This window comes from Mucilaginibacter gynuensis, assembly GCF_039541195.1.
Taxonomy (GTDB): Bacteria; Bacteroidota; Bacteroidia; order Sphingobacteriales; family Sphingobacteriaceae; genus Mucilaginibacter; species Mucilaginibacter gynuensis.
Genome location: NZ_BAABFT010000003.1, coordinates 548,087 through 571,255, shown reverse-complemented (window position 1 = coordinate 571,255; position 23,169 = coordinate 548,087). Strand labels below are relative to the sequence as shown.

The following is a 23,169-nucleotide window of genomic DNA, read 5'->3' as shown; positions in this document are numbered from 1 at the left end:
ATATAAATTATCAGTAAATCGATTTTTTATATCATTAATAACAGTCCCGGTTATTTTTGCGGCAGGGCGATAAAAATAAAAGCCATAATGGTTAGTTATGGCTTTTATTTTAGCAAAGTATTAAGCTATTTATTCCGTTACCGGGAAAGATGAGATCCTTAGCCTCGCGCCGCCCATTGGCACCAGCGTTAAATTGGCCACAGGTTCCGCAGTTTTAACCGGACTAACCGGCAATACCCCACATAATCCGTACTGGTCAACCTTCCATTCGGGTATCAGTTTCCCTTTGGCCTTTAAAGTAATAGGTGCCGATGCATTGGTGAACGGATTGTTATCCTTTGGCCATACGCCTTTTACTACCGTAAACGATTGTTCGGGATTGGCTTTATTAAGCAGCAAGCCATAGTTCCAGGCCGACTTTGGGTAGATCTCGTACGAAGGCCACTTAGCCGGATCAGCCGTAGCCTGCCATTGCGAATCGCCGATGGCGGTGGCTTTGCTATCCTTCTTCACGTAATCTTCATCGATTTTTAACGAAAAAGTAAGCGGACCATAATTCACGCTCGCGCTGTTCTTGTTCTTAGCCCACTCCCTTACGTGTAATTGCATTGGCAAGTGCAGGGTTATCTTATCGCCATTCTTCCATTCGTTTTCCAGTTTGATATATTCGCCGCCTTTGGCCACTACTTTTACCGCTTTACCATTTACCAATACTGATGCGTTGCTGCACCATGCCGGTACACGCAAATAAACCGGGAAACTATTTTTAGCAAAGGTGATCACCTTCATATCAATAGTGGCATCAAAAGGATACTTGGTAGTGGTAAGTATCTTCACCAAACCACCCGAACCTACTTTGGCGGTAACTTCGCCCTCGCTGTACAATTGCGCGGCTATCCCGTTATCGGGGGTAGCCATCCAGGTATTTTCGGCATAGTATACCCAGCCTGCCGCATGGTTATGCTGGCAGCAGCGGCTGCTGAAAGGGTTCATGGTTAAAAACGGACCGCTGTTATCAATACCCGGCGAATGGTTTTTGCTATCGCTGATCACCATATTGGGCGCTGTTAAGTAACGCAGGGCCTTATAATCAGGCGTAAATGCTGCCGGGAAGGTATTGAATGCTACATCCTCGCAGTTATCGGCCCAAAAACTATCGCCTGTTGATTGTAGCAGGAACTGGTCTGATGTCATTTGCTCAACCAGTCCGCAGGTTTCAACGGCCTGTCTTGGGTCATCGTAACCTTTACGTGCATTTTCATCGGCACCAAACATACCACCGGGTACCTGTCCGTAAATCTCGCGGATGAGTTTAAAGTTATCATAAGTGGCTTTCAGATCGGCAGGGTTGTTACTTTGCTGATAATAAGTTGCCGGTTCGCGGAAACATTCGGCCACATTAACGTTATGCCAGTTAGGCAGGTTATTGGTTTGTCGCCAGTCGGCAGTGTTTTTATCCAGCTTGGTGGCTAAATCAAGCAGCCATTTATCGCCGGTACGATTGTACAGCCAGTAAACGCTTACTATGTTGTCGCCACCGCGGCTCTTCTCCCAGTAATCTTCCAGCAATTTATCATCGGGGATGCTTAACTGCCATTTGAAGTACTTGGTCATCATGGTAAGCACCCGTGGATCTTTAGCGTATTCGTAGTATGATTGCAGGCACCACAGCATCGGCATGTTGGTCCACAAGTCGCGCTTGCCTTCACCCTTCTCCACCAGCGGACCGAAATCGCCATTTTCGCGCTGGTTATTGATGGCCGCATCTATCCAAACCTTGGTATCGGCCAGCATCTTGGGGTCTTTCAGCATATAAGCGATATCGCCATAACCTTTCAACCAATAAGGCAGTTCTTCCCATCCGTACTTGCCTTTACCATCCTTGTTTAGCCAGGCATTGTCGGTTTTTGACAGCCAGATACTGATCTCGCCCAAATTGCCGGTCAATCCGTCGCGCTGTAGTTCCAGCTGTTTTTTTAGCCAGCCGCCCGGTTTAAATGCCGTTAAAGGCAGCTTTATAAAAGGCTGCGGCTTAAGCGGCGCCTTGTTACTTACGTAATAACTGTTTATTGATGATACATCGGTTTGCTTAACAGCCGTTGCCGTTTGGGCGTAGCTGCTGTTGTAAACGTTTGCACCTAAAACAGCAAGACATAAAGCAAATGCTTTATGTCCTGAAGAAAGTATATCTCTCATACTTTAGTATATTGGTTTTACTTTTTGGTAGCTAATTTATCTTTAAGCACTTTCATATAATAACCACCCACCACACTACGTGCCTGGAAACCTACCATTCTACCATCGGTAGTTTCGTGCCAGTCGCTCAGCGGTACGCGCGACGGGGTTTTTATGGCGTAATTGTACATTGGTTCGGCAAAGGCTAAAAAGTCGGCCTGGTTACCGGTAAAGCTGGCAGTCCACAATATCCAGTCAGATTTTGTATAGGTTTTGCGGCTATCCAACGGCAAACCAAATTCACCCAGTTTGCTTTTGTACCATTTAATTTCGGCATCATACACATCCTGCGGAAACAGGTTCAGGTGTAATACCTTATCCCAAACCATGTTATATTTTTGGCTCCAGGTGCCTTTGTTATCAAAAGTAAGGGCGTAGTGATCGCCATCTTTTGCCAGTTGAATCCAACGGCCTACCATATCTTTGGCAATGATCCTGTATTTTTCGGCAATGCGTTTTTCACCTACCTGCTCGGCAAGGTCGGCATAACAGGCAATACCTACAATGGCCTTAACCGATAAATTGGCATTACGCGCAAGGTGACCGGCAAAGTCATCAGTACAAAGTTGTGTTTTAGGGTCGAAACCTTCTTCAACCAGGTAGTTAACCCAGGTGCTCAAGGTTTTCCAATGTTTGCGGGCGTAGTTGGCATTGCCTTCGGCTTTAGCAATAGCATCGGTAAGGATGATCATATTACCCGATTCTTCAACAGGCATATCCTCGCCATAGGTTTGACCGTTAGCTAACGGATATGTACCTAAATCGTGTGCTGCAAATGGTTTAGGGAACTTGCCGCTTTCACTGTAGTAGAATATACCATTCAGCATGCCTTTCAACAGATCCGGATTGTATACCAAAAACATTGGGGCCGATGGGTAAGTTACGTCAACTGTGTTAATTGAACCGTTGCTGAAGTTCTCTTTCGACAGGAACAGGATATCGCCCTGCGGACTTCTCACCAAACCATGGGCAGAAATAGCCTGACGGTAAGCCAATACGCAAAGCGCGGCATATTTTTCGCCGCCTGCTTTTAAAGCAGTAGCATAAATACTCTTATCAACCGCGTTACATTTTTGAATGATGCCTTTATATTCGGCAGCGGCTTTGGTTAACTGGCCTTCAATGGTTTCTTTACCCGAGTTGTTCCACCATGGCCTTAAGTTGGTTTTGAAGTATTGAACAGCAAAGATCTCGTCGTAACCTAACTCCACAAATTTTTCAACCGCGGTAGCACCAACCTTATTGAAAGGGATAATGGTATTCAGTGCCAGTTTATGGCCTTTCGCGTCGCCTAATGCCATGCTCTTGTCGGTAAAGGCAGCGGCCGCGTTTCTTTCGTACGATACAAATTGGGTAGCACCTGCCGACTTTGGAGCGGCAACATACATGTAACCCCAGTCGATACGCAAGTCGTCTCCACGTTTTTGCAATAAAGGCTGCTCAACCGAACCCGCTTTTAAAACATCAAGCGCGGCGGTAGCATATTTAGTAGCCTTAACCTCTTGCGATGGCTTGTTCACAGCAACATCGGTAGAAGCGCTAAAGTATACTTTTACATTGTGTGTAGCTTTATCATTCGCTTTTACCTTGTAAGTAATGTACGATACCGGCCTCGACAGGATGGTAAGATCGCTCATCAGCAACGGAGAAGTAAAGGTTACGCCTAAATCAACCTTACCGGCTTTAAAGCTATAAACGGTTTGCGTAGCGGTAACTTCAACATTGGTTTGTTTGGCTACTTCAATTTGAGTAGCCGGTTTAATTTTGTCTGATAAACCAAAATCAAGAGCGGCGCCACCGGCAGTATTCAATATATGTATGGCCAGTACGTTTTCTCCAACTTTAAGCTTGCTTTTAGCGGAGCTATTCAGAGGAACCCAATCATAATCAGAGTTCCAGTGATCTTTATCCAATACTTTTTCGCCGTTGATGAATACTTCAATGTTATCATCATACCATAGCTTTAATACCAGTTGGTTAATATCGGTATTGCTCAGGTTAAAGGTTCGGCGCACCCAAAGGCTTTTGCTTTTCCAAAGTGTTTTGGCGGTAGCCTTGTCATCAGTAAAAGGGGCAGCGCCGGTTTTCCAGGCCGATGCATCGTATTCGGGAGCGCACCAGTCGTCGCCCGGTTTAGTTTCGGTATATTTTACGGTATAGGCTTTTTCGTCAGATGCTGCTAAAACAGTTTTGTAACTAACAGGCTCGGCACCCAAAAAACGGTAGGTTTTACCGTCAACATTTATCAGGCCTAATAATGACTGATCGGTACCTGTCCAGTGTTTGGTTGATGAACCGGTGAGCAGATCAGTAGTTGACCATATACTAAAATACGGGTTATGCGTTATCAGCGGATAAGCGGGGGCTTTTCTTTCCTGAGCATTGGTAGTACCCGCTAAGAATAAGGCTGTTAAAAGGCTAAAGGCCTTCCTTACAAATGTTTTTGGTTTGTTCATAAATCTGGGTTAACTGTTTACTTAATTAGGCCATCGAAAGAATAACTGTCTAATTGGCATTTAAAAGTATTACTTATATTGGTTAATTCCAAACCTAATAAAAATTCCGAAGCAAAAATAGTCCATCTTGTTTTACAACCAACTGTTAGTCAGCTAAAACAATTAAGTAACATTTTATTATAAATGGAGTATCCTATCAATCAGCGCATAAAATAATCCAGCAAACAGCAGCCCAAAAGCAGCTGTTTAAACACTATTTTTTCTTCTTCGGATCGAAAATCGCTACCGCTACGCGCGAGTCGGCGCAGCCATAATACAGAAACCATTTTTGCTTGTAATATGCCAAACCTTCAATAAATACGGTACCTGCCGGGTACTGCCCGCTCTTTTCAAAAGAAGCCTCGGGAATAAGAAAAGGCTTATCTAAACGAGACAGCATTTGGGTAGGATCGGTAGCCGAAAACAGCACCTGCCCGGCGCAATAAGCATTAGGCGTATATTCAGGATCGCCATTTTTGCTGTCGCTTTTACCATTGTATAGCAGCACAATACCCTTTTCAGTTAACACCGCCGGCGGACCGCATTCGGTAAGCTGGCTATCAAAATAACCTTTACGCGGGGTGATCAGCTTCTTTAATGAGCCATCTTCATTGACAACGGGAGTCCAGTTCACCAAATCGGTTGAGGTAGCGGCAAATACCGCGTTTTCGCCCCAGTACATAAAATACTTGCCGTTTATTTTAGCGATCACCTGCTTGCCGTTAACCAGCCTGGTTACAATAGATGCCGATTTGGTAGCCATGTTAAAAAACTTACCATCATAAGCCTTCCGAAAAACAGGGCCATACTTTGTCCAGTTCAACAGATCTTTAGAAGTAGCCGCCCCGAGGCGCGGGGTTTTACCGTTCCATTGAGTGTATAATATTACATAAGTGCCATCGGCAGTAACGGCAACACGTGGGTCTTCGCAGCCGCCTTTCCATTCAAACTCCTTTTGGCTATCTTCTCCCGGAAACAACACCGGTGTTTTTGAGCGTTTCATGGTGATACCATCAGTACTCGAAGCCAGGCCGATGCGTGAGGTACGCATCCCTATCCCCTCGCCCGAATGATCTTCGGCACGGTACAGCACATAGATCTTTCCATCTTTTACGGTAGCCGCCGGGTTAAAGGTATCGCTTGGTTCCCATTGGGCTATCTTCTTTTGCATGGGGTCGTTAAAAACCGAATTGGTGTCGGGGTTGATCACCGGGTTTACCCCCTCGGGCCGTACAAAAGGGCCTAATGCCCAGACAGGTAAATCAGTTTGGGCCTGCTGTGCCAGTAACTGGCTGCCGGCCAACAAAAACGCGCATAACGATAAACAGGCTTTGTTAAGTACTTTCATGTATTATCAGGTATTTGGTTGGTTTAAATTAAGTTTAAAAACTATTGGCTCCCAAATATAGTTAACCGATTTAGCAAAAACCAAATAAAAAAGCCGGCAATTACGCCGGCTCTCAATTGTATAAATTTTAGGGTTAGATACTATTTTACAGGCTCAATACGTGCAACGTAACCGCCATCTTCAACCATACTAATGGTAACGGCTTCGCCCGATTTAATTTCCTTTACGATCTTTTTAAAGTCCATTGCCTGAAAATCAGCATTTACACCGTCTTTAATCAGGGTGATCTTGTAGGTTACGCCCTTTTTCAGGAAGTCGGTATTGATGGTGATATCGCGTTTTTTATTGTTGGTCATGGCACCTACAAACCATTTTTCACCTTTTCTTTTAGCTACCGCAATGTATTCGCCTACGGATGCATCAAGTACTTTGGTATCATCCCAGGTAACGGGTACGCTGGTGATAAACTCGGTAGCCTCGGGCTCTTTGTTATAGTTGAAAGGGTTATCGGCAAGCATCTGGAAACCACTGGTAAATACCACGTACAAAGCCAGCTGATGTGCCCTTGTGCCCACGCTCATTACGTTGTGCCAATTAGCACGGTAATCTTTAGGGTGACCGGAACGCATAGCACCCGGCGTATAATCCATAGGGCCTACCGTGTTACGCAGGAAAGGCAGGAACACGTTATTATTAGGCGTAGCGAAACCGCCGCCTATGTTTTGCTCCATACCTACCACGCCCTCGTACGACAGTACGTTTGGATAAGCGACCTCTAAACCCGCAGGTTTAAACGCGCCGTGAAAATCAACCAGGATATGGTGCTTGGCAGCTTCTTTGGCTACACGGGTATAGTAGTTTACCATCCATTGGTCGTTACGCTCCATAAAATCGATCTTAACACCGGCTATGCCCCATTTCTCCAGCGTTTCAAACACGTTGAAGTTATTCTCAACCGCCAGCCAGGTAAACCATAAAACTATCTTTACATTTTTTTGCTTACCGTAAGCAATCAGTTCCTGCAAGTTGATGGTAGGGTTTGGCTCGAACGGGTTAAGCGTTGTTTTAGCCCAGCCCTCATCCATCAATATATACGGGATGCCGTTTTTTGAAGCGAAATCGATATAATATTTATAGGTATCCTGGTTATAGCCCGATTTAAAATCGACCCCGTACACATAAGCATTATGCCACCACTCCCAAGTAACCTGGCCCGGTTTAATCCATTGGGTATCTTTTAACTGGTTAGGGGTTGATAGGTTGTACACCATTTCGGTTTCTACCAGTTGCTTATCCTTATCGGTGATCACCAAAAAGCGCCATGGAAAACTGCGGGTACCATTGGTTTTAGCAATGTAAGACGCTTCTTTAACCAATTTCACGCTCCTGTCGCCATCCGGACCGAACTCAATCGGATTTTTAGGAAAAATGGCATCCATCGATTTATCGCCGGTAGCTTTTAAAAGCAGGCAAGGATAATCGTACAGATCGGCTTCGGACAGCATTATCTTGTACTTTTTGTTATCAAACAAAATAGGCAATACGCTCATGTTGCTTTTATTAACCTTACCCAGGTCTTTTTTAGCGTAAAGCAGTTCGTAAGAGGTTTTGAAGTTATCGGTTTCGAGGTATGATGCCTCTACATTATCAACAAAATTAAAATGCGCGTCTTCGTCGTTAACGATGATCGAATCTTTTTTGCCGGTGATAAAGCGGTAAGCGATACCATCGTTATACGCGCGAAATTCCACGCTGAAATTGTTCTTAAAATCGAGCCTTAACAGGTTGTAATTGTTAATTACCGTGCTGCTTTTAAAGGGCACTACCGGGTGCGAAGTGGTGTTAACCGTTGAAAACGACTTTTTGATCAGTTTAGGATCGGCACCCAGCTTTTGCTTATCCAGGTTAAGTTGCAGGTACGAATCGCTTAACAGCGCATCGCCGTTAAAGGTAACCGAATAGGTAATGCGGTTTTTAAGATCAACCGATACCTTTATCTTTTTATCGGGCGATAAAAGGTCGATCGGTGCGCTGATCAGTTTTAAACCTGCTGTTAAAAGCAGGCCGGTAATTAACAGTTTTCTTTTCATTGTTATTGTGAGCTTTCAGTTTTAGTGCTATTTGGCGCTTCCCCAGCCCTTGGCAGGTTTTGGCCCCATTGTAAGTTCAAGGTAGCCGCCATCTGTTACCTGGCTAAATTCGAGGTAGCATTTGTTGTAAGGCTTGCCGTTTAGCCTCGCGCTTTGTATGTAAACATTTTTGGCCGAATTATTACGGGCCGCTATGGTGAACGTTTTGCCTTTGGCATAAGCAGGATCTAACCTGAATACCACCTTATCAAACGACGGGCTGGTAATTTCCTGCCTTGGGTCACCAGGACATATCGGGTGGATACCGCTGGCTGCAAGTATATACCATGCCGACATTTGCCCAACATCTTCATTACCTATCAATCCCTCTACCGAGTTTTTGTAAGAACGACGGGCAACCTCACGCGTCCATTTTTGGGTTAACCACGGCGCGCCCAGTTTATTAAACAGGAAAGGCACATGATGCACAGGCTCGTTAGCGTGGTTGTAATAGGCATTCCACATCATGTTTTCGGGTGTTTTGATGAACATGCTGTCCAGATCGGCAATTACCTTGGCATTACCGCCCATTAATTTAACCATACCCGGTACATCCTGTGGTACAAACCAGCCTTGCTGATAAGGGTTGCTTTCCATACAGCCATACCATTCTTTCAAACGACCCTCGACAGGCCATGGCTCCCAGCTGCCATCTTTCAGCTTAGGGCGAAACCAGTGTTTTTCCGGATCGAATATGTTTTTGTAGGCTTCGCCTTTTTGTTTGTATTTGGCATAATCGGCTGTTTTGTTGAGGCCTTTAGCCAGCTGCGCTACGCACCAATCGTTATAGGCATACTCCAGCGTTTTAGCAATGCCGTTATCAACATAGTAATAGCCTGCATCGCCATTACCAAATTTATCCATGGTACTAACCGATAGCTTGTAAGCCTCGGGCACATTAAAATTGCGGATATTTTTGGCGTAGGCATCCGCAATAACGGATATGGCCGGGTTACCCAGCATGCAACCGCTATAGGCGTTTAAAAACTCCCAGCGTTCCAGGTAATCTTCCTTTTTTTCGCCCGCCAGGGTAACCAGCGAGTTCACCATATCATTCACCAGCGATGGGTTGATAATGGTTTGCAAAGGCATTTGGCTGCGGAAAACATCCCATCCGCTAAAAATAGTGCGTTTATTAAATGCTGATGACTGGTGTACTTTGTTATCCCCGCCGGTATAGTTACCATCCACATCGCTCACAATACGAGGATCTATCATGGTATGGTATAGGGCTGTATAAAAAACCGTACGCTGATCTTTAGTGCCACCGGTAAGGCTTACTTTTGATAGCGCGGTGTTCCATAAAGCGCGTGCCTTTTGGCGTACGCCGTCAAAATCCCAGGCGGGTATTTCGGCTTGCAGGTTTTTTTTCGCACCCTCTATGCTTACCAGCGAGATCCCGCTTTTTATCAGCACCTGCTCGTTAGCCGTTGTGGCAAAGCCGGTATAAAAGCCTAAGTGCTTACCTTCTTTTTCGCTTACGTTTGGTAATACCTGGGCATTGGCAATGGCCTGCTGGTATTTATCGCTGGTAACATCTTCCAGTTTGCGTTTCCAATCGTCGGGGATGTTGGCGCTCCATACGCCGTAGCTTTTTAATGGCTTGCTGAATTGGGCGTAAAAGTATACGGTATAATCGCCCTTACCGTCGCCATTGCCCCAGCCGCCGCCATCGGGTGTGCACTTCATCCAGCCTTGTATAGTATGGTTATCCACCACCTTTACATATTGCAAAGTGGAAGTGCCGCCTACCCTGCGGGCCAGGTCTATCTGAATACGCGAATCGTCATTTTTAGGGAAGGTAAAACGCAGTATGCCGCTATGCGGGGCTGCCGTCATTTCGGCCTTTACATTGTATTTATCCAGCTTTACCGAATAATACCCGGCGCTTGCTGCTTCGCTCGTTTTAGTATATGTTGAACGATAGCCTAATTCGGGATGATCTAACTTACCCGAAAAGGTATTGAGCTTGCCCGTGGTGGGCATCACCTGGAAATTACCTAAGTCGCCGTACCAACCGATACCGCTCATTTGTGTAAAGGCAAAGCCCTCGATACTGGTATGTTCGTAGCTATAACCGGGACCATTATCGCCGCCGGTAATGGTATTGGGGCTTACCTGTACCATGCCATAAGGCACCGTAGCACCCGGAAAGGTTTTGCCAAGCCCATGGTATACACCCGCGGCATCAACGCTGGTGGTAGCGCCAATAAAAGGGTTCACATAATCGGCCGGGGTTTGCGCTTTTATAGCACTTACCTGGCAAGCAGCTGCAAGTAATAGAATAAGGTACTTCTTCATCATTTTGGTTAGGGTGCAGAATTTAATTGTTTACTGATGTATTTAATTTTCATTTACATCACCTTATAAATATTAAAATCAGGCAGCACTTATTATCCGTTTTTAGCGGGTACATCATCCGTTAATTTCCCTGCTATTTTGGCAAAGTGGCTCTTGCAGCGGTTAAACAGGTATTTAACGTATAATTGGTAATTGTTTTTGCAACTGTCAATTATACATAAAATTTATAATTGAACAACTAAAATATTAAAAAACACGGCAATTAACCCATGCTAATTAGTTTTAGCAGCAAGCATCACCTTTTAACCTGTCAAATACTTGTATATACATTAACGCGCCAATCGATTGTTATTTATTGGTGAAATAAACCGTTAAAATAACTATTAAACCATCAGCACGCGCGGCTTATCATTTTACCATTTTGGCCATTGCATATTGTATTTTGGCATGGCAGGTTAATTAATTACCTGCCATTTTTTTATGATGTAGCGGGTGTTTTTAAATTTCCCACTACGTGTTACCGCGCCTTTGCCATTGTTCCATAACAGGTTTACGGTATTGTAATTACCCTTTTCATAGTTAAAGGTTAATCCGTCATCCTCAAATAAAGTGGCAGCGGTGGCATTGCCGTATACGTAGCAGGTGATCTCGAATTTGGTATTGGCCGCTACATGTTCTACAGGTTTGGCCAGTGGTAAAATAGTGCCCTCTTTTATAAAGATGGGTAATTGGGTAAGACTTGGTTTTATGGTGTAGTGCTTACCGCCTTCGTATTTTTGGTTGGTATTATAATCGTACCAGGTACCGGCAGGCAGGTATACTTTTCGTTCGTCCTGCTTTTCGGTTAGTGGGGCAGCCAGTATACAGTCGCCTATCATGTACTCGTCGGACAGGTTAAAGGTGTTTTTATCCTGCGGATAATCCATCACCAAAGCCCTGAATGGCGGGATGCCCTTTAGCCTGTAATCGGCAAAGGCATTGTACAGATAAGGCACCAAACTCATGCGGAAGTTGAGCAGCGTGCGTACATCGGCCTCTATCTCCTTCGCGTTATCCATCAACTCATTTTTATTATTCTTTTCTTTATTGATTTGCAACCACGGCGGATTTTGCAGGTACCAAGAGTTATACAGGGTTTGGGCCGATAGCACCGCTGTTTGACTGCGGCGCATAAAATCTTTTATCGTATTCGACTCCCGCACCTCGGGCGACCAGATCATCCCCGAAAAACCCGAATTAAGGATCATGCGGATATATTCATCATGCTCGTAAGTATCGCTATACAAAGCAGCCGGGTACGATGACGCGAAAGCGTTCGACGCGCGTACATCCAGATAAGTACGCTGGTTCATTTCTTTATAAATATTGTAAATGGCCTTTTGATATACCACGCCAAAAACCTGGTGCATTTGCTCGCCATCAATACCCGACGGAAATTGGCTCAACTCGGGGAAACTCCAGGTAGCATTACCGAAAGCGATATTGGAGTTGTCGCACTCATCCATTTTAAAGCCGGAAATACCTTCGTCAACAAACGTTTTTTTATGGTAAGCAGCGAAGATGTTACTGGCGGCGGTATCGGCAAAATCGGGCACAAGGCCGTTCCATACCAGGTAATTGCCCGCTTTGTTCTTTAACGGTTCATACAATGGCGAACTCGGCGATACAAAGGCATGTTCCCACAGGTTAACACGGAAACCCTTGGCTTTCATAGTATCGATAAAGCCTTGCGGAGATGGGAAGAAATCTTTATTCCACACGTAAGAACATGAGTAAGAAGCGGTTTGCCAACGTGGCTCAATACCCAGCACATCGCAAGGGATATGGTTAACGCGGAAATAGTCGGCCATTTTATTTACCTGGTTCTGCGTAAAATCGGCCTTGACTCGATACTTTACTCCCAGGCCCCAAATGGCAGGCAAAGCCCCGCCGCCCGAAAACAGGTTGTAACGCTGTATCACGCTCTTTACATCCGGCCCTTCAAATACAAATACCTCAATGCCTTTAGCGCCGGGGATATCTACCGTTACATTACCGGCCGCCGCATTATCATTCTTATACAATTCCTCTACCGAATTACCGCCCTTGCCATCGGCTTTTGTATTGGCTTTATTTTTCAGCTTATCGGTAGTGCCGCAATAAAAAGTGGTATAGCGGGATGTATTTATTAAAATACCATAGCCTTTGTTTGATACGTAAAAAGTGGTTGGCCCGTGGGTATAGCCCAAATCGTTTAGCGGGTTATCATTCACGATAGGGCGTTTCCTTAATCCACGCTGGTTAAAAGAGCCTATCTGTAACCCGAAACCGTATAGCTGTTCGCTATCATCCAGCGGAATTTCAACCACTACTCCCCGCTCATTAATATTGATCCGGATATCGCTGATGTTAAACGGCAGTTTCCCCGCAGGCAGTTTATCCAGCGCGGTGGTCATCGGCTTTTCAGTACAAAAACTGTAAGGGGTAAATTTATCGGCCGTGCCGGACGTTATCTTTTTTACGCCTGTAGCCAAATCCACCGTTTGACTAAAAGCATTTATTTGCAAGGCAATAAAAAGAATGAGCGTAAAGATTTTCTTCATAAAAAATAGGTAATGGTAAACGCGGAGGTCGGTGCACAATTTGCAGCAACCAAAATTGGGTACAAGATATATTTTTTTCGGGTTATTTATTATGTTGTGGGTTGTATGTTGTGAGTTGTGGGGAGTTTGTTAGGTGAAGAAGAGTACAGGGTATGGTCGGTGTTGTGAGTGAGAAAGCGGGAGGCTGTGCGATTCCCTCCCTTGGGAGGGCGTAGGGAGGGGTTTCATCGTTAAGTTTTTCAATTAAATGCAGCATAAACACCTCCCTGCCACTACAGTTCCCAACCCACCCCTCCTCAAGGAGGGATTGAAAAAAAGCGTTACGAACAGCCTATATAATATTATGCTGATTGCCCCTGAAATGGGCAATCTTAATCTGGAACATTTCGGCCATTTTGGCGGCGCGCCATTTGGCTTCGGTGGCTTTGTCGCCGGTAAAAAGTTCGTCGATGGTTTGGTTAAACAGTTGCAGCCATTCGGCAAAGTGGGTATGGTCTACCGGTAACTGCGCATGCGGCGGAAACGGGCGACCGAAATAAGTGTATTCTTCCAGCAATACGGTTTGCCAAAATTTGTACATTTTTTCGAGGTGTTCGGGCCAACGGTCTTGTATGCGTTCGTTAAAAACAGGCGCAAGCAAGGCATCCTTTTGCACCTTATTGTAAAAGGTATCAACCAGCAGCTTTATATCATCAAGCGTAAGTATGTCGTTGGCCTCTGGCATCAGTATTATTGTATCAGCGTACAAAGCTAACAGCGTATATGGTTAATACTTAAAAATTAAACAATTATTACATGTTACTGTCAGAAGCTGTTTTAAAACACAAACCCTACACCGTCATTGCGCGGAGGTACGACAAAGCAATCTCTACGCATGCAAATCGTGCCTGCATAGTTCGCGATTGCTTCGTTCCTCGCAATGACACGATTTTTAGTTGAGTTTATAATAGATTGAACAGTATTATTTAAACAATATGCAGGTGATAAGTATTTATATAGTATGAAAGAAATGCCTGTCACAGTAAAACGCTCAATTGAATTACTCGGCCTGTTTTTGGTAGGAGCAGTTATCGTTATTGGTCAAACCATACTAATGCCTTTGCTGATGGCTTTTTTTGTGAGCCTGATGCTGCTGCCCATCTTCCGCTTTTTCCGGCGGATCAATTTCCCGGAGGCCTTGGCCATCTTTCTGCCTATACTGGGGCTTACCGTATTTGCGGGCTTGATTGTTTGGCTCTTTTCATCGCAGATAGGTTCGCTGGTGAATGATTTTCCGCAGATTAAACAGAACATAAGCAAGCACCTTGGCGCGCTTAGTAAGTGGATCAACGAAAGTTTCAATTTTTCGCCCGATGAGCAGTTGCGCTTCATCAGCGAACAAAGCAACAAGCTTTTCAATTCGGCGGGCAGTATCATCAGCGGGGCTGCCGGTTCGGTTACCGGGGTACTGCTTTTCTTTGGTTTGCTGCCCATCTACATCTACCTGATACTGATGTATAAAAACCTGTTTGTTAAGTTTGTTTTTATGTGGTTTGACCCCAAACAACATAACCAGGTAGAAGAGGCCATGCGCGAAACCGAAGGTATCATCAAAAGTTACCTCATAGGTTTGCTCATTCAAATTACGTACATCACCGTTTTGTTAGGTGGTATCCTGTTCCTGTTCGGTATAAAGCATGCATTGCTGATCGGCATCATATTCGCTTTTTTAAACCTCATCCCTTACTTGGGAGCGCTCATCGGTAACATTTTGGGCGTGCTTATCACGCTTTCCTCTTCCGAGGATATTTTTGATATTATTATCGTACTGGCGGCCATATCGGTAGTGCAGTTTTTAGATAATAACATACTGATGCCGCGCATTGTGGGTTCAAAGGTAAAAATAAACGCCCTTACAGCTATAGTAGGCATTATTATAGCCGGTACAATGGCAGGAATATCGGCCATGTTTTTGGCCTTGCCTGTGATAGCGGTGCTGAAGATCGTATTCGACAGATCGGAACAGTTTAAACAATGGGGTGTGTTATTGGGCGATGAACGCCCGGAGAAAAGCCCGATGAATTTCCCGGCCTTTAGGCGGAAGTCAAAAGATGTGGAGACGATAAAGTAGATCGAAAATTTAACCACAAAGTACACAGAGGTTTGCACGGAGTTACACAGAGATTTTGGGTAGGTTTGAATGGCTGTCAGCCTGTTTATCGCATTTAAAACACTGTCATGCCGAGGAACGAAGCATCTATTAATCAACTGATAAGAATATTGCGTAATAGATTCTTCACTCTGAATGACAGTGGAAGCAAAATAAGCAAGCCTCTATTCCTCTATTACCTCCAGTACCAGTTTACTCCAGCCCTTATGCCCGGCGTTGCGGAGTTCTTTCTTTTTGCTTTCCATCAGCTTTTTGATGCGCGAACTGTAGGCCCAGCAGGTACTTTGGCGAATCTCTACAATTTCGGAGAGCTTGTGCGACGAGATCTTTCCTTTGGTAGAGTACATCAAAAAGATCATGTAAAATGCCTTGTTGATAGGAATCCGCGTGTTTTGCAGAATAGTATAGGCGATAACCGATTCTTCGTACCCGCATTTTGAACAGCGCCTGCTGTATGGCAAGTGCCCGCCGCTATAATGGGTGTGCGTGCATTTACGGCAATGGTAACCGTTCTCCCATTTCAAGTCCGAAAGGAACTTGAAGCAGGTTTCCCTGTCGGGATAAATGCGGCTGAACTCTTCAAAATCTACCTCGGCCGACATTACCCTGTCGTGCGTTACCTTTTCAATATTGGTATGCAGGGTAATGTTATCATTCTCTAATAACACATTGATGCGCGATATTTCTTCGGCTTGTTCTTTCAGCAGCAGGTTTACCGATTTCAGTTCGTCGTTCTGCTGGGCAATCACCTCCGATTTTTCTATCAGTTCCCTGGTACGCTCCCTAACCTGCTCTTCCAACTGGCGGTTGATGTTATCCTTCAGTTCCTCATTTTGCTTCATCTGCCTGATGATACGGCGCTGCACATAATCTTTCTTTTTCTTCAATGCCCTCACCTTTTCACCTATCGCGAAGGAGATAAAGAGCATCTCCATAATAAAACAAAAACTTAAACTATAATGTGTAACCGGCCCAAAAGGTAACCAGGGCACATCAAACGCGATGAGGATCTTGATAATAAAGCCGACAAACAAAAAGCTGTAGCCCACCACAAAGAAACGCGCCGGCCAGTAGCCTTTGCTCATTACATAAAAACCTGCATAACAAGCCAGTAGCAGCGGCACTATCTCAACAATTTTATAATTGAACCAGTTTCTGTCAACCGTTAAGCATACTATAAAAAAGATAGTGCGCAAACCTATTACCGCCCATATCAGCTTGTTCAGCTTTGGCGCGCGGGCTTTAATATGCAGCAGGCTTTGGGTAAACCGCATGCCAAAAACGCTGGCAAAAAACAGGGCTACACCATACGCGTACTGGTTCCATATTGGCGAATCAGTCCACAGGTATTGGTAGGCGATACCATCGGTACACATTTCGTAGAAACCTATACTTAGGTTGTACATTACGTAATACAGGTACTGCTTTTGCTTTATGGCGAAAAACATCATCAGGTTATACAACCCGAAAACCATCAGCATACCATAAAAGCTACCGAAAAAGAAGTACTCATCCAGCGCGTAATGCACAAACCAACCCACCGAACGCAGCGCTATAATAACGTTCACCTGCTGGTGCGACCGCACACGTATGTAATACACATGCTGCCCCCTAACGTTACCATCAATATTGAGCGTAAAGTTTTTATGGCGATACAACCGCTGCGAAAACGGGTAAGCGGCACCAAAAACGGCTATTTTGTACCGGTTATTATTATCGGGCGTGTAAGTGGTAATACTATCGATGGTTTGATCCATAAACTCCAGCAGCCAGTTCTTTTTTGATGCCGTATGATCAATCACTATACGATACCAGTAAGTAGCCGCCGGACTTAAAGCCTTCGGGGTATAAATACTGCTCGATTTAAACTTGGAGGTGTAAGCGGCGCTCCTAACCTGCTCAAAACTAAGCGTGTTGGTAGTATCTTTAAAGCTCTCAATTTCGGCGTAGGCAAATATATGCTGATTGATATCATCATTTAATGGAACGGCCTTTTGCGCCAAAGCGCTCAAGGCCATACCTACAAAACACACAATAACGGCTAACCGCTTTATGAAGGTTTTCAGCATACTCACACAGATCTTTTAAACGTTTTTTACGCCCAATTGGCAGGGCATTCAGGTTTATTTATAAGCTCGCAATATACTATATTTCTTAAATTCTATCCGTCACTACTGCTCCCACAGGTGTTGGTAAGATGTTTTTATGTCATTTCGAACGAGGAACGAGGAGAAATCTTCTTCACTATATAAGTAGCAGACTTTTAGAGCGAAGAAAATCTCTCCCTACGGTCGAGATGACATTGGTTTTTTCCCAGCACCTGTGGCTACTGCCCAGCTACCATGCCCAATGCTTCAATGTAGCCTTTGTTGGGTTTGGTATTCACAAACTTACTGTTCTCCAACACCTTAAATAATATCTCTTTAAGTGCCTTACGGTCTTCGGGGGTAGCCTTGCGGATATCCTCAAAGGTTTGGCGCGGCTTTTCGGTGTATTCCAGTATTTTGGCATAACCGGCAGGTTCATCAAACGTACGGAAACCACGCAGGTTATCCATTTTTTTGTATGGCCAGTAATGCCAGCCAATATTGTTTTTCTCCAGTACTATCCTAAAATCGCGCACCCACTCGTCGGTATTTTCGCCGGTTTCGCCTACGTAGATAGGCACGTTATATTTATTACGGAAGTCGATATAATCCTGTATCACGGCAACGGTGGCATCCGTCCAGTACTTATGGAAGGTGTATACCAGTTTATCATCAAACGGGGTACCGAATGGTTTAAAGTTGCTATCCCACTGCGCGCCGCCTAAAAATATCAGGTGGTTTTTATCAACCGAACGCACAGCGGCGGTAATTTCCTTGTATAATGGCTCCAGGTGCGGGTTAAAATAATCTGCTTTAAAGTAATGGGCTATGGGCTCGTTCAGCAGATCATAACCCAAAATGATCGGTTCATTTTTGTAATGCTTCGCGATGTCTTTCCAGATCCGCATGGTAAGCAACTGGCTCGGCCTGCTCTCAAACAGGAAGGGATAGCCATAGCCATCATCAATATTATCGCCGGTTTGGCCGCCCGGTGCGCAGTGCATATCCAGTATCACGTACAGGTTCTCTTTTTTACACCAGCCAATCACTTTATCCAGCAGCTTGATACCGCGGGTCGAGTCGTTAGCGCCCATGTAATCTTCATTGGTGAACAGCTTGTAATTGAACGGGATACGAATAGAATTAATACCCGTAGTTTTAAGATAATGGATATCGGCTTCGGTAATGTAGGTATCCAAAAACTGCTTCCAAAAAATCTTCATATCATCAGGACCGATGATCTCCGAAAATGCCTGGTTGATCAGCTTGGGCGAGTTAATACCCTTGAGCTTAAACATATAACCTTCGGGCACCAGCCAGTTACCTAAGTTGGTACCTTTAATTAAAAAAGGCTTGTTATCTGTGCCGATGATCTCTTTTCCCTTAGCGCTTATAAATTTATTTTGCGCAAGCAGAGGCATTGAAAATAAGGCCGTTAGCAAAAACAGCCCCGATAATTTCTTCTTCATAATTTAGATCGGTTTGTAGACCTTTAATATGTTAATTTTTACTTAAATTTTTACTACTTTTTAAATAAGCCAAAACTTTTTCTGTTTGATCGGGATATACCGCTATCCGGTGCGTGCGTACCATGTACGGATTGGTTTTGCCGGCGCCTGCCGTTTCTACCGCTATAATGTTTGACGAACGCTCGGGCATGTGGCAATCAATACAATTATTTTTTATAGCCGGGCCAATCTTATCGGCCATTTTGCAAAAGTTGTGGCCTGCATCACTGTGGCAGCTCATACATTTCTTTGAGTCGAGGGATAGATTCGCTTCCTCGTTCACATGCGTATTATGGCAGGTAGCGCAATCCATTTTACTCTTTATAAAGCATTGGCTTAGCGCAAGCAATTGGCTTTGGTTACCATGCACATCAAGCAGCGTATTATCATTACGGTTTACCTCGAAATCGGGTTCCACAAAATTGGCCAGCTTATCGCCGGGTTTAAAGTTGAAGGTGGTGGTAATAATCATGTTCTTATTACCCGAATGGCAAACCGCGCACATGTCAATTCTTTGTCCGCGGGTAAGTTCGGCATAGCGGGCAATGTACTTGGGTTTCTTCTCCTCCGGAAAATCCGTATGAAAATTAACATGGTTTGCCGCAGGGCCATGGCAGCGTTCGCAATCAACCCCGTTGATCAGCGATGCCTTATCAAACTCTACCGTTTGGCTCAGGCTTTGCGTTTCGGCAGGCAGTTCTTTTATGTACGACGCATGGCACTCAAAACAACGCTTGCCGATAATACGGGTAAAGTTAACCTGTGTAGTATCATACCCCGGACTATTGGCCCAGCCATGCAATTTGCTGAAGTACGATACCGGCAACTGGTATATCTGGTTGTTTTTCCAGTACAAATAGGTTTCGGCCTTAACCCCGCCAAACGTAATATCAAAGCGCTGCTCATCGGTCTTTTTACCATCGGTATAGCCTACCTGGTATAAGCCCCCGGCGCGTTTTTCCATCACTACCTTGCTATGCGCGTTAAACACAAAGGTGTTATTGCGGGCAAAGTCGCCGTGGGTAGTTGTTGCTTCGGCCTCGCGCGTACTTTTAAAATGAGCGGTATGTAAATAATTAGTGTATACATCTTTGTGGCAGCGTATGCAGGTTGCCGAGCCTGCATACAACTCCCCCCGTGGATCATCTTTTTTATTAAGTTTATCGCATTGAGAAAATATCAGGACGAGCGGTACCAGGAATATTGAACACAACAATAATATTCTTTTGCGCTTCATCGTGATAAGTATAATGCTTAAATAGTATTTAAAAACTCGTCATCGCGAGGCACGAAGCAATGCCTTAGCCCCGCAATGATATCCGTTTATTTCAAAAACAGGTTATAATGGTTTATACCATAATAATACGATTATTGTACCACAAGTGTTGTTATAGAGTGAGGTAAACTTTTTGTTTTTGCAGCATTACCGGCAATCCATAAGTTATAAGGCAATTCATCATCGCTTAGGTTAAGCACCACTACCACCAGCTTGTTATCTTTATTGATAAAGGCCGTAGTTTGCAGTTTATCGCGGTTTGATGAACTGATGATGCGCTTAGCACCCGGTTTTACAAACTTTGAGAAGTGGCCTATGTAATAATATGAGTTCATGTAAGTGATCTCGTTGGTTTTAACATTGGCATGCACCGGGGCATAGCAAAAGTTACCCACGTGGTTTGGTCCGCCGGTTTCATCTAAAAAGATGTTCCAGTCTGTCCAGGCTACTACACCGTTGTTAAAATCGTTCACCATTGATTTTCCATACAGTTCGCCCCATTGCCACTCATTAATTTTTTCGAGATTAAAGCGTTCGCTGCAGCCTTCGGTAAAAATGAGGTTCTTATCAGGGAAGGCTTCCTTTACACGTTTTACGTTCTCAAACACATCATGCACATACCAGTGGAAACCGGTTCCCCATACATATTTGGCTGCTGCGGGATCTTCCAGTACGGTACTGGCACGCTGATAGATCAAATCGCGGTTATGATCCCAAATGATCAGTTTTTTATCGGCCAGGCCTTGTTTGTGCAGCGTTGGGCCTAAAAAGTACTTTACAAAATCGCGCTCTTCTTCGGCAGTGTACATGCACGATTCCCAGGTTTGCTTGGCCATTGGTTCGTTTTGTACCGATAAACCCCAGATAGGGATGCCCAGCGCCTGGTAGGTTTTGATGAACTTCACGTACATGTTAGCCCACGACTGACGATATTGAGCTTTCAGCTTTCCGCCGTGCAACATATCGTTATTATCCTTCATAAAAGCAGGTGGGCTCCACGGACTAACATACATGGTTAACTTGCCACCTGCAGCCGCTATAGCTTCTTTTATAAAAGGGATACGGTATTTTTTATCGTGCTCAACATTAAAGGTTTTCAGCGCGCCGTCGCCTTCTTTAACGTAGGCATAGCTATCGCTCGAAAAATCGCAGCTTTGGATATTGGTACGGGCCAGTGTATAGCCTATCCCCTTTTGAGGATCGTAAAAATCCTGCAATAGCTGTTTCTGCTTATCCTTGGGCAGCTTGTAAAATGTTTCGGCAGAAGCATCTGTAAGCGCGGCGCCTACTCCCAAAAAGGTTTGGAATGTTTTTGACGGATCAACAAAGATGCAGGCTTCGGTTTCAAAAGGCTGGCCGTGTTTGGCAAACTTCAGCGTTTCGGTTTGCGACAGGCGATAGTCGGTATTTTTGGCTGTGGTATACACCTTTACCGTTTTGGCCCCTGACGAAAAGCTGCTGTTTTTTACCGCCGACTGCGCCCCGGCCTGCTGCCACACCTGCTGCGAGCATAACAGCATTATAGCGAACTTATAGATCTTTTGCATATAATATATTTATAAATTGTGCTTGGATTAATTACCATACATAAGTTGCCACCGCTCCCGAAAAGAGCGTGGTTGAAACCATTTTACCTTTAAACTTTATATTGAATGTTGTAGTAGCATTGTTGCTATTGAGTACAATGAGAGCCTTTTTGCCATCGGGCGTTTTAAAGGCTACGTTTTGCAAATTGTTTACAATGTTTGAGGCGATGCGTACCGAACCCGGCCTTACAAACTTGGCGGCATGGGCTATAATATAGTACGATACGTTACGCGCTACCGATGCACCAACCGTAATAGCGCCCTGGCAGGTACCACAGCCCCCTGTGGTATGTGGTTTAAATTGCGGATCAGATGCCAAATTCCACTCGATAACGTTGCGGCTCCAGTTGCGGGTAGCGCCCACAATGAGGTTGCTCACATGCCATGAAAGGTCGCTGCCAAAGTTGCCATCGCCAAAGGTGGCCTGCTCGGTGAAATACACATTTTTGGTTGGCGCGGCATTATGTACCGAATTTAGCGTGCTGATATTACCCGCGTACAGGTGAAACGCCGAACCATCAATGTAAGCAGCCGCGTCGGCATCCTTTAAAATATCGGTAGCGTATTCGGGGTGATCGAGGTTATGATCGTAAATAATGATCTTGGTATTGATATTGGCGGCCTTAAACGCCGGACCAAGGTTGTTCTTGATAAACTTACCCTGATCTGCCGAAAGCATCAGCATACTTGGGTTATTGTAAGCATTCAACGGTTCGTTTTGCGGGGTAATGGCATCAATAGTTATCCCTTCGGCCTTCATGGCTTGTATATATTTTACAAAATATTTGGCAAAGGCGCCAAAATACTCGGGTTTTAAACTACCACCGTAAAAACTTTTGTTATCCTTCATCCAAGTTGGGGCGCTCCATGGACATGCCAGTATTTTAATATTAGGGTTAACAGCCAAAATGCTTTTGATCACCGGGATAAGATCTTTCTTTTCCATATCTATGGTAAACTCCTTCATATCCTCGTCGGTAGTTCTCAGCACCGGTTCATCATAGGAGAACGGAGCCGCGCTCAGGTCTGAAGCGCCCAATGTAAGCCTGATATAGCTGATACCGATGTTATTGGTATCAGTAGCGAAAAGTTCTTTAATGAGCGCGTCCTTTTGGGCCGATGGCAAACTGTTGATCAGCGATGCGCTGCCACCCGTTAACGCGAAACCGAAGCCATCAATACTTTGGTAGGTTTGCGTAGTATCAACCTCAATGGTTGGGTTTTGGTTGGTAGCCGTACTGAACAGCAAACTCACATTCTGTTTTTTAAACAGTACCGATTGATCAGCATTGGTAAGCCACATGGCCACATCGGTTTTTGCAGGCGTAACCGGTGGGGGTACCACGGGCGGAACAACCGGTGGAGGCGTAACCGTTCCGGATGATTTTTTGCCGCAGCCTGCCGTTATGCCAAGTGCCAGTATTATTAAAGCGGTAAACGTATAATCAGTAATCTTTTTCATCTTATCTTTCT

Annotated in this window: 13 protein-coding genes; 1 reads left to right on the top strand and 12 read right to left on the bottom strand. The window is 44.7% G+C overall.

Features of this window, described 5'->3' with window-relative positions:
• Positions 1-129: 129 nt before the first annotated feature.
• The 7 genes from ABD894_RS08660 to ABD894_RS08630 all read right to left on the bottom strand — a co-directional run bounded on the left by ABD894_RS08660 (position 130) and on the right by ABD894_RS08630 (position 13,814).
• Entirely contained in the window at positions 130-2,196 is a 2,067-nt protein-coding gene (locus ABD894_RS08660; protein WP_345210612.1) for a beta-L-arabinofuranosidase domain-containing protein, read from the bottom strand.
• Between the two features lie 17 nt (positions 2,197-2,213).
• On the bottom strand, positions 2,214-4,691 hold the full coding sequence (locus ABD894_RS08655) for a glutaminase family protein (RefSeq protein WP_345210611.1): 2,478 nt from the start codon (positions 4,689-4,691) through the stop codon (positions 2,214-2,216).
• 253 nt (positions 4,692-4,944) lie between these two features.
• Entirely contained in the window at positions 4,945-6,078 is a 1,134-nt protein-coding gene (locus ABD894_RS08650; RefSeq protein ID WP_345210610.1) for a glycoside hydrolase family 130 protein, read from the bottom strand.
• Between the two features lie 140 nt (positions 6,079-6,218).
• On the bottom strand, positions 6,219-8,168 hold the full coding sequence (locus ABD894_RS08645; protein WP_345210609.1) for a glycoside hydrolase family 97 protein: 1,950 nt from the start codon (positions 8,166-8,168) through the stop codon (positions 6,219-6,221).
• Positions 8,169-8,195: 27 nt separating this feature from the next.
• Positions 8,196-10,511 (bottom strand): GH92 family glycosyl hydrolase, encoded by a 2,316-nt coding sequence (locus tag ABD894_RS08640; RefSeq protein WP_345210608.1) that lies wholly within the window; start codon positions 10,509-10,511, stop codon positions 8,196-8,198.
• Positions 10,512-10,963: 452 nt separating this feature from the next.
• Positions 10,964-13,090, bottom strand: a complete 2,127-nt coding sequence (locus ABD894_RS08635) for a glycoside hydrolase family 31 protein (protein WP_345210607.1) — start codon at positions 13,088-13,090, stop codon at positions 10,964-10,966.
• Between the two features lie 331 nt (positions 13,091-13,421).
• The gene (locus ABD894_RS08630) at positions 13,422-13,814 is read right to left on the bottom strand and encodes a group III truncated hemoglobin (RefSeq protein WP_345210606.1); all 393 of its coding nucleotides are present in this window, start codon (positions 13,812-13,814) and stop codon (positions 13,422-13,424) included.
• A gap of 285 nt (positions 13,815-14,099) precedes the next feature.
• On the opposite strand from ABD894_RS08630, the gene ABD894_RS08625 reads away from it, so the two are divergent.
• Positions 14,100-15,200, top strand: a complete 1,101-nt coding sequence (locus tag ABD894_RS08625) for an AI-2E family transporter (RefSeq protein ID WP_345210605.1) — start codon at positions 14,100-14,102, stop codon at positions 15,198-15,200.
• Between the two features lie 203 nt (positions 15,201-15,403).
• Here the strand turns inward: ABD894_RS08625 and ABD894_RS08620 are convergent, their stop codons facing one another.
• From ABD894_RS08620 to ABD894_RS08600, 5 genes are all read right to left on the bottom strand, one after another.
• Positions 15,404-17,308, bottom strand: a complete 1,905-nt coding sequence (locus ABD894_RS08620) for a 7TM diverse intracellular signaling domain-containing protein (protein WP_345210604.1) — start codon at positions 17,306-17,308, stop codon at positions 15,404-15,406.
• Positions 17,309-17,565: 257 nt separating this feature from the next.
• Positions 17,566-18,795 (bottom strand): glycoside hydrolase family 5 protein, encoded by a 1,230-nt coding sequence (locus ABD894_RS08615; protein WP_345210603.1) that lies wholly within the window; start codon positions 18,793-18,795, stop codon positions 17,566-17,568.
• Positions 18,796-18,826: 31 nt separating this feature from the next.
• Positions 18,827-20,071 carry a multiheme c-type cytochrome gene (locus ABD894_RS08610; protein ID WP_345210602.1) on the bottom strand — a complete coding sequence of 415 codons (1,245 nt, stop codon included), beginning with the start codon at positions 20,069-20,071 and terminating at the stop codon, positions 18,827-18,829.
• A 131-nt stretch (positions 20,072-20,202) separates the two neighbouring features.
• A complete protein-coding gene (locus ABD894_RS08605; RefSeq protein ID WP_345210601.1) occupies positions 20,203-21,657 on the bottom strand; it encodes a glycoside hydrolase family 30 protein in 1,455 nt (484 codons plus the stop codon).
• A gap of 31 nt (positions 21,658-21,688) precedes the next feature.
• The gene (locus tag ABD894_RS08600) at positions 21,689-23,158 is read right to left on the bottom strand and encodes a glycoside hydrolase family 30 protein (RefSeq protein WP_345210600.1); all 1,470 of its coding nucleotides are present in this window, start codon (positions 23,156-23,158) and stop codon (positions 21,689-21,691) included.
• Positions 23,159-23,169: the final 11 nt, after the last annotated feature.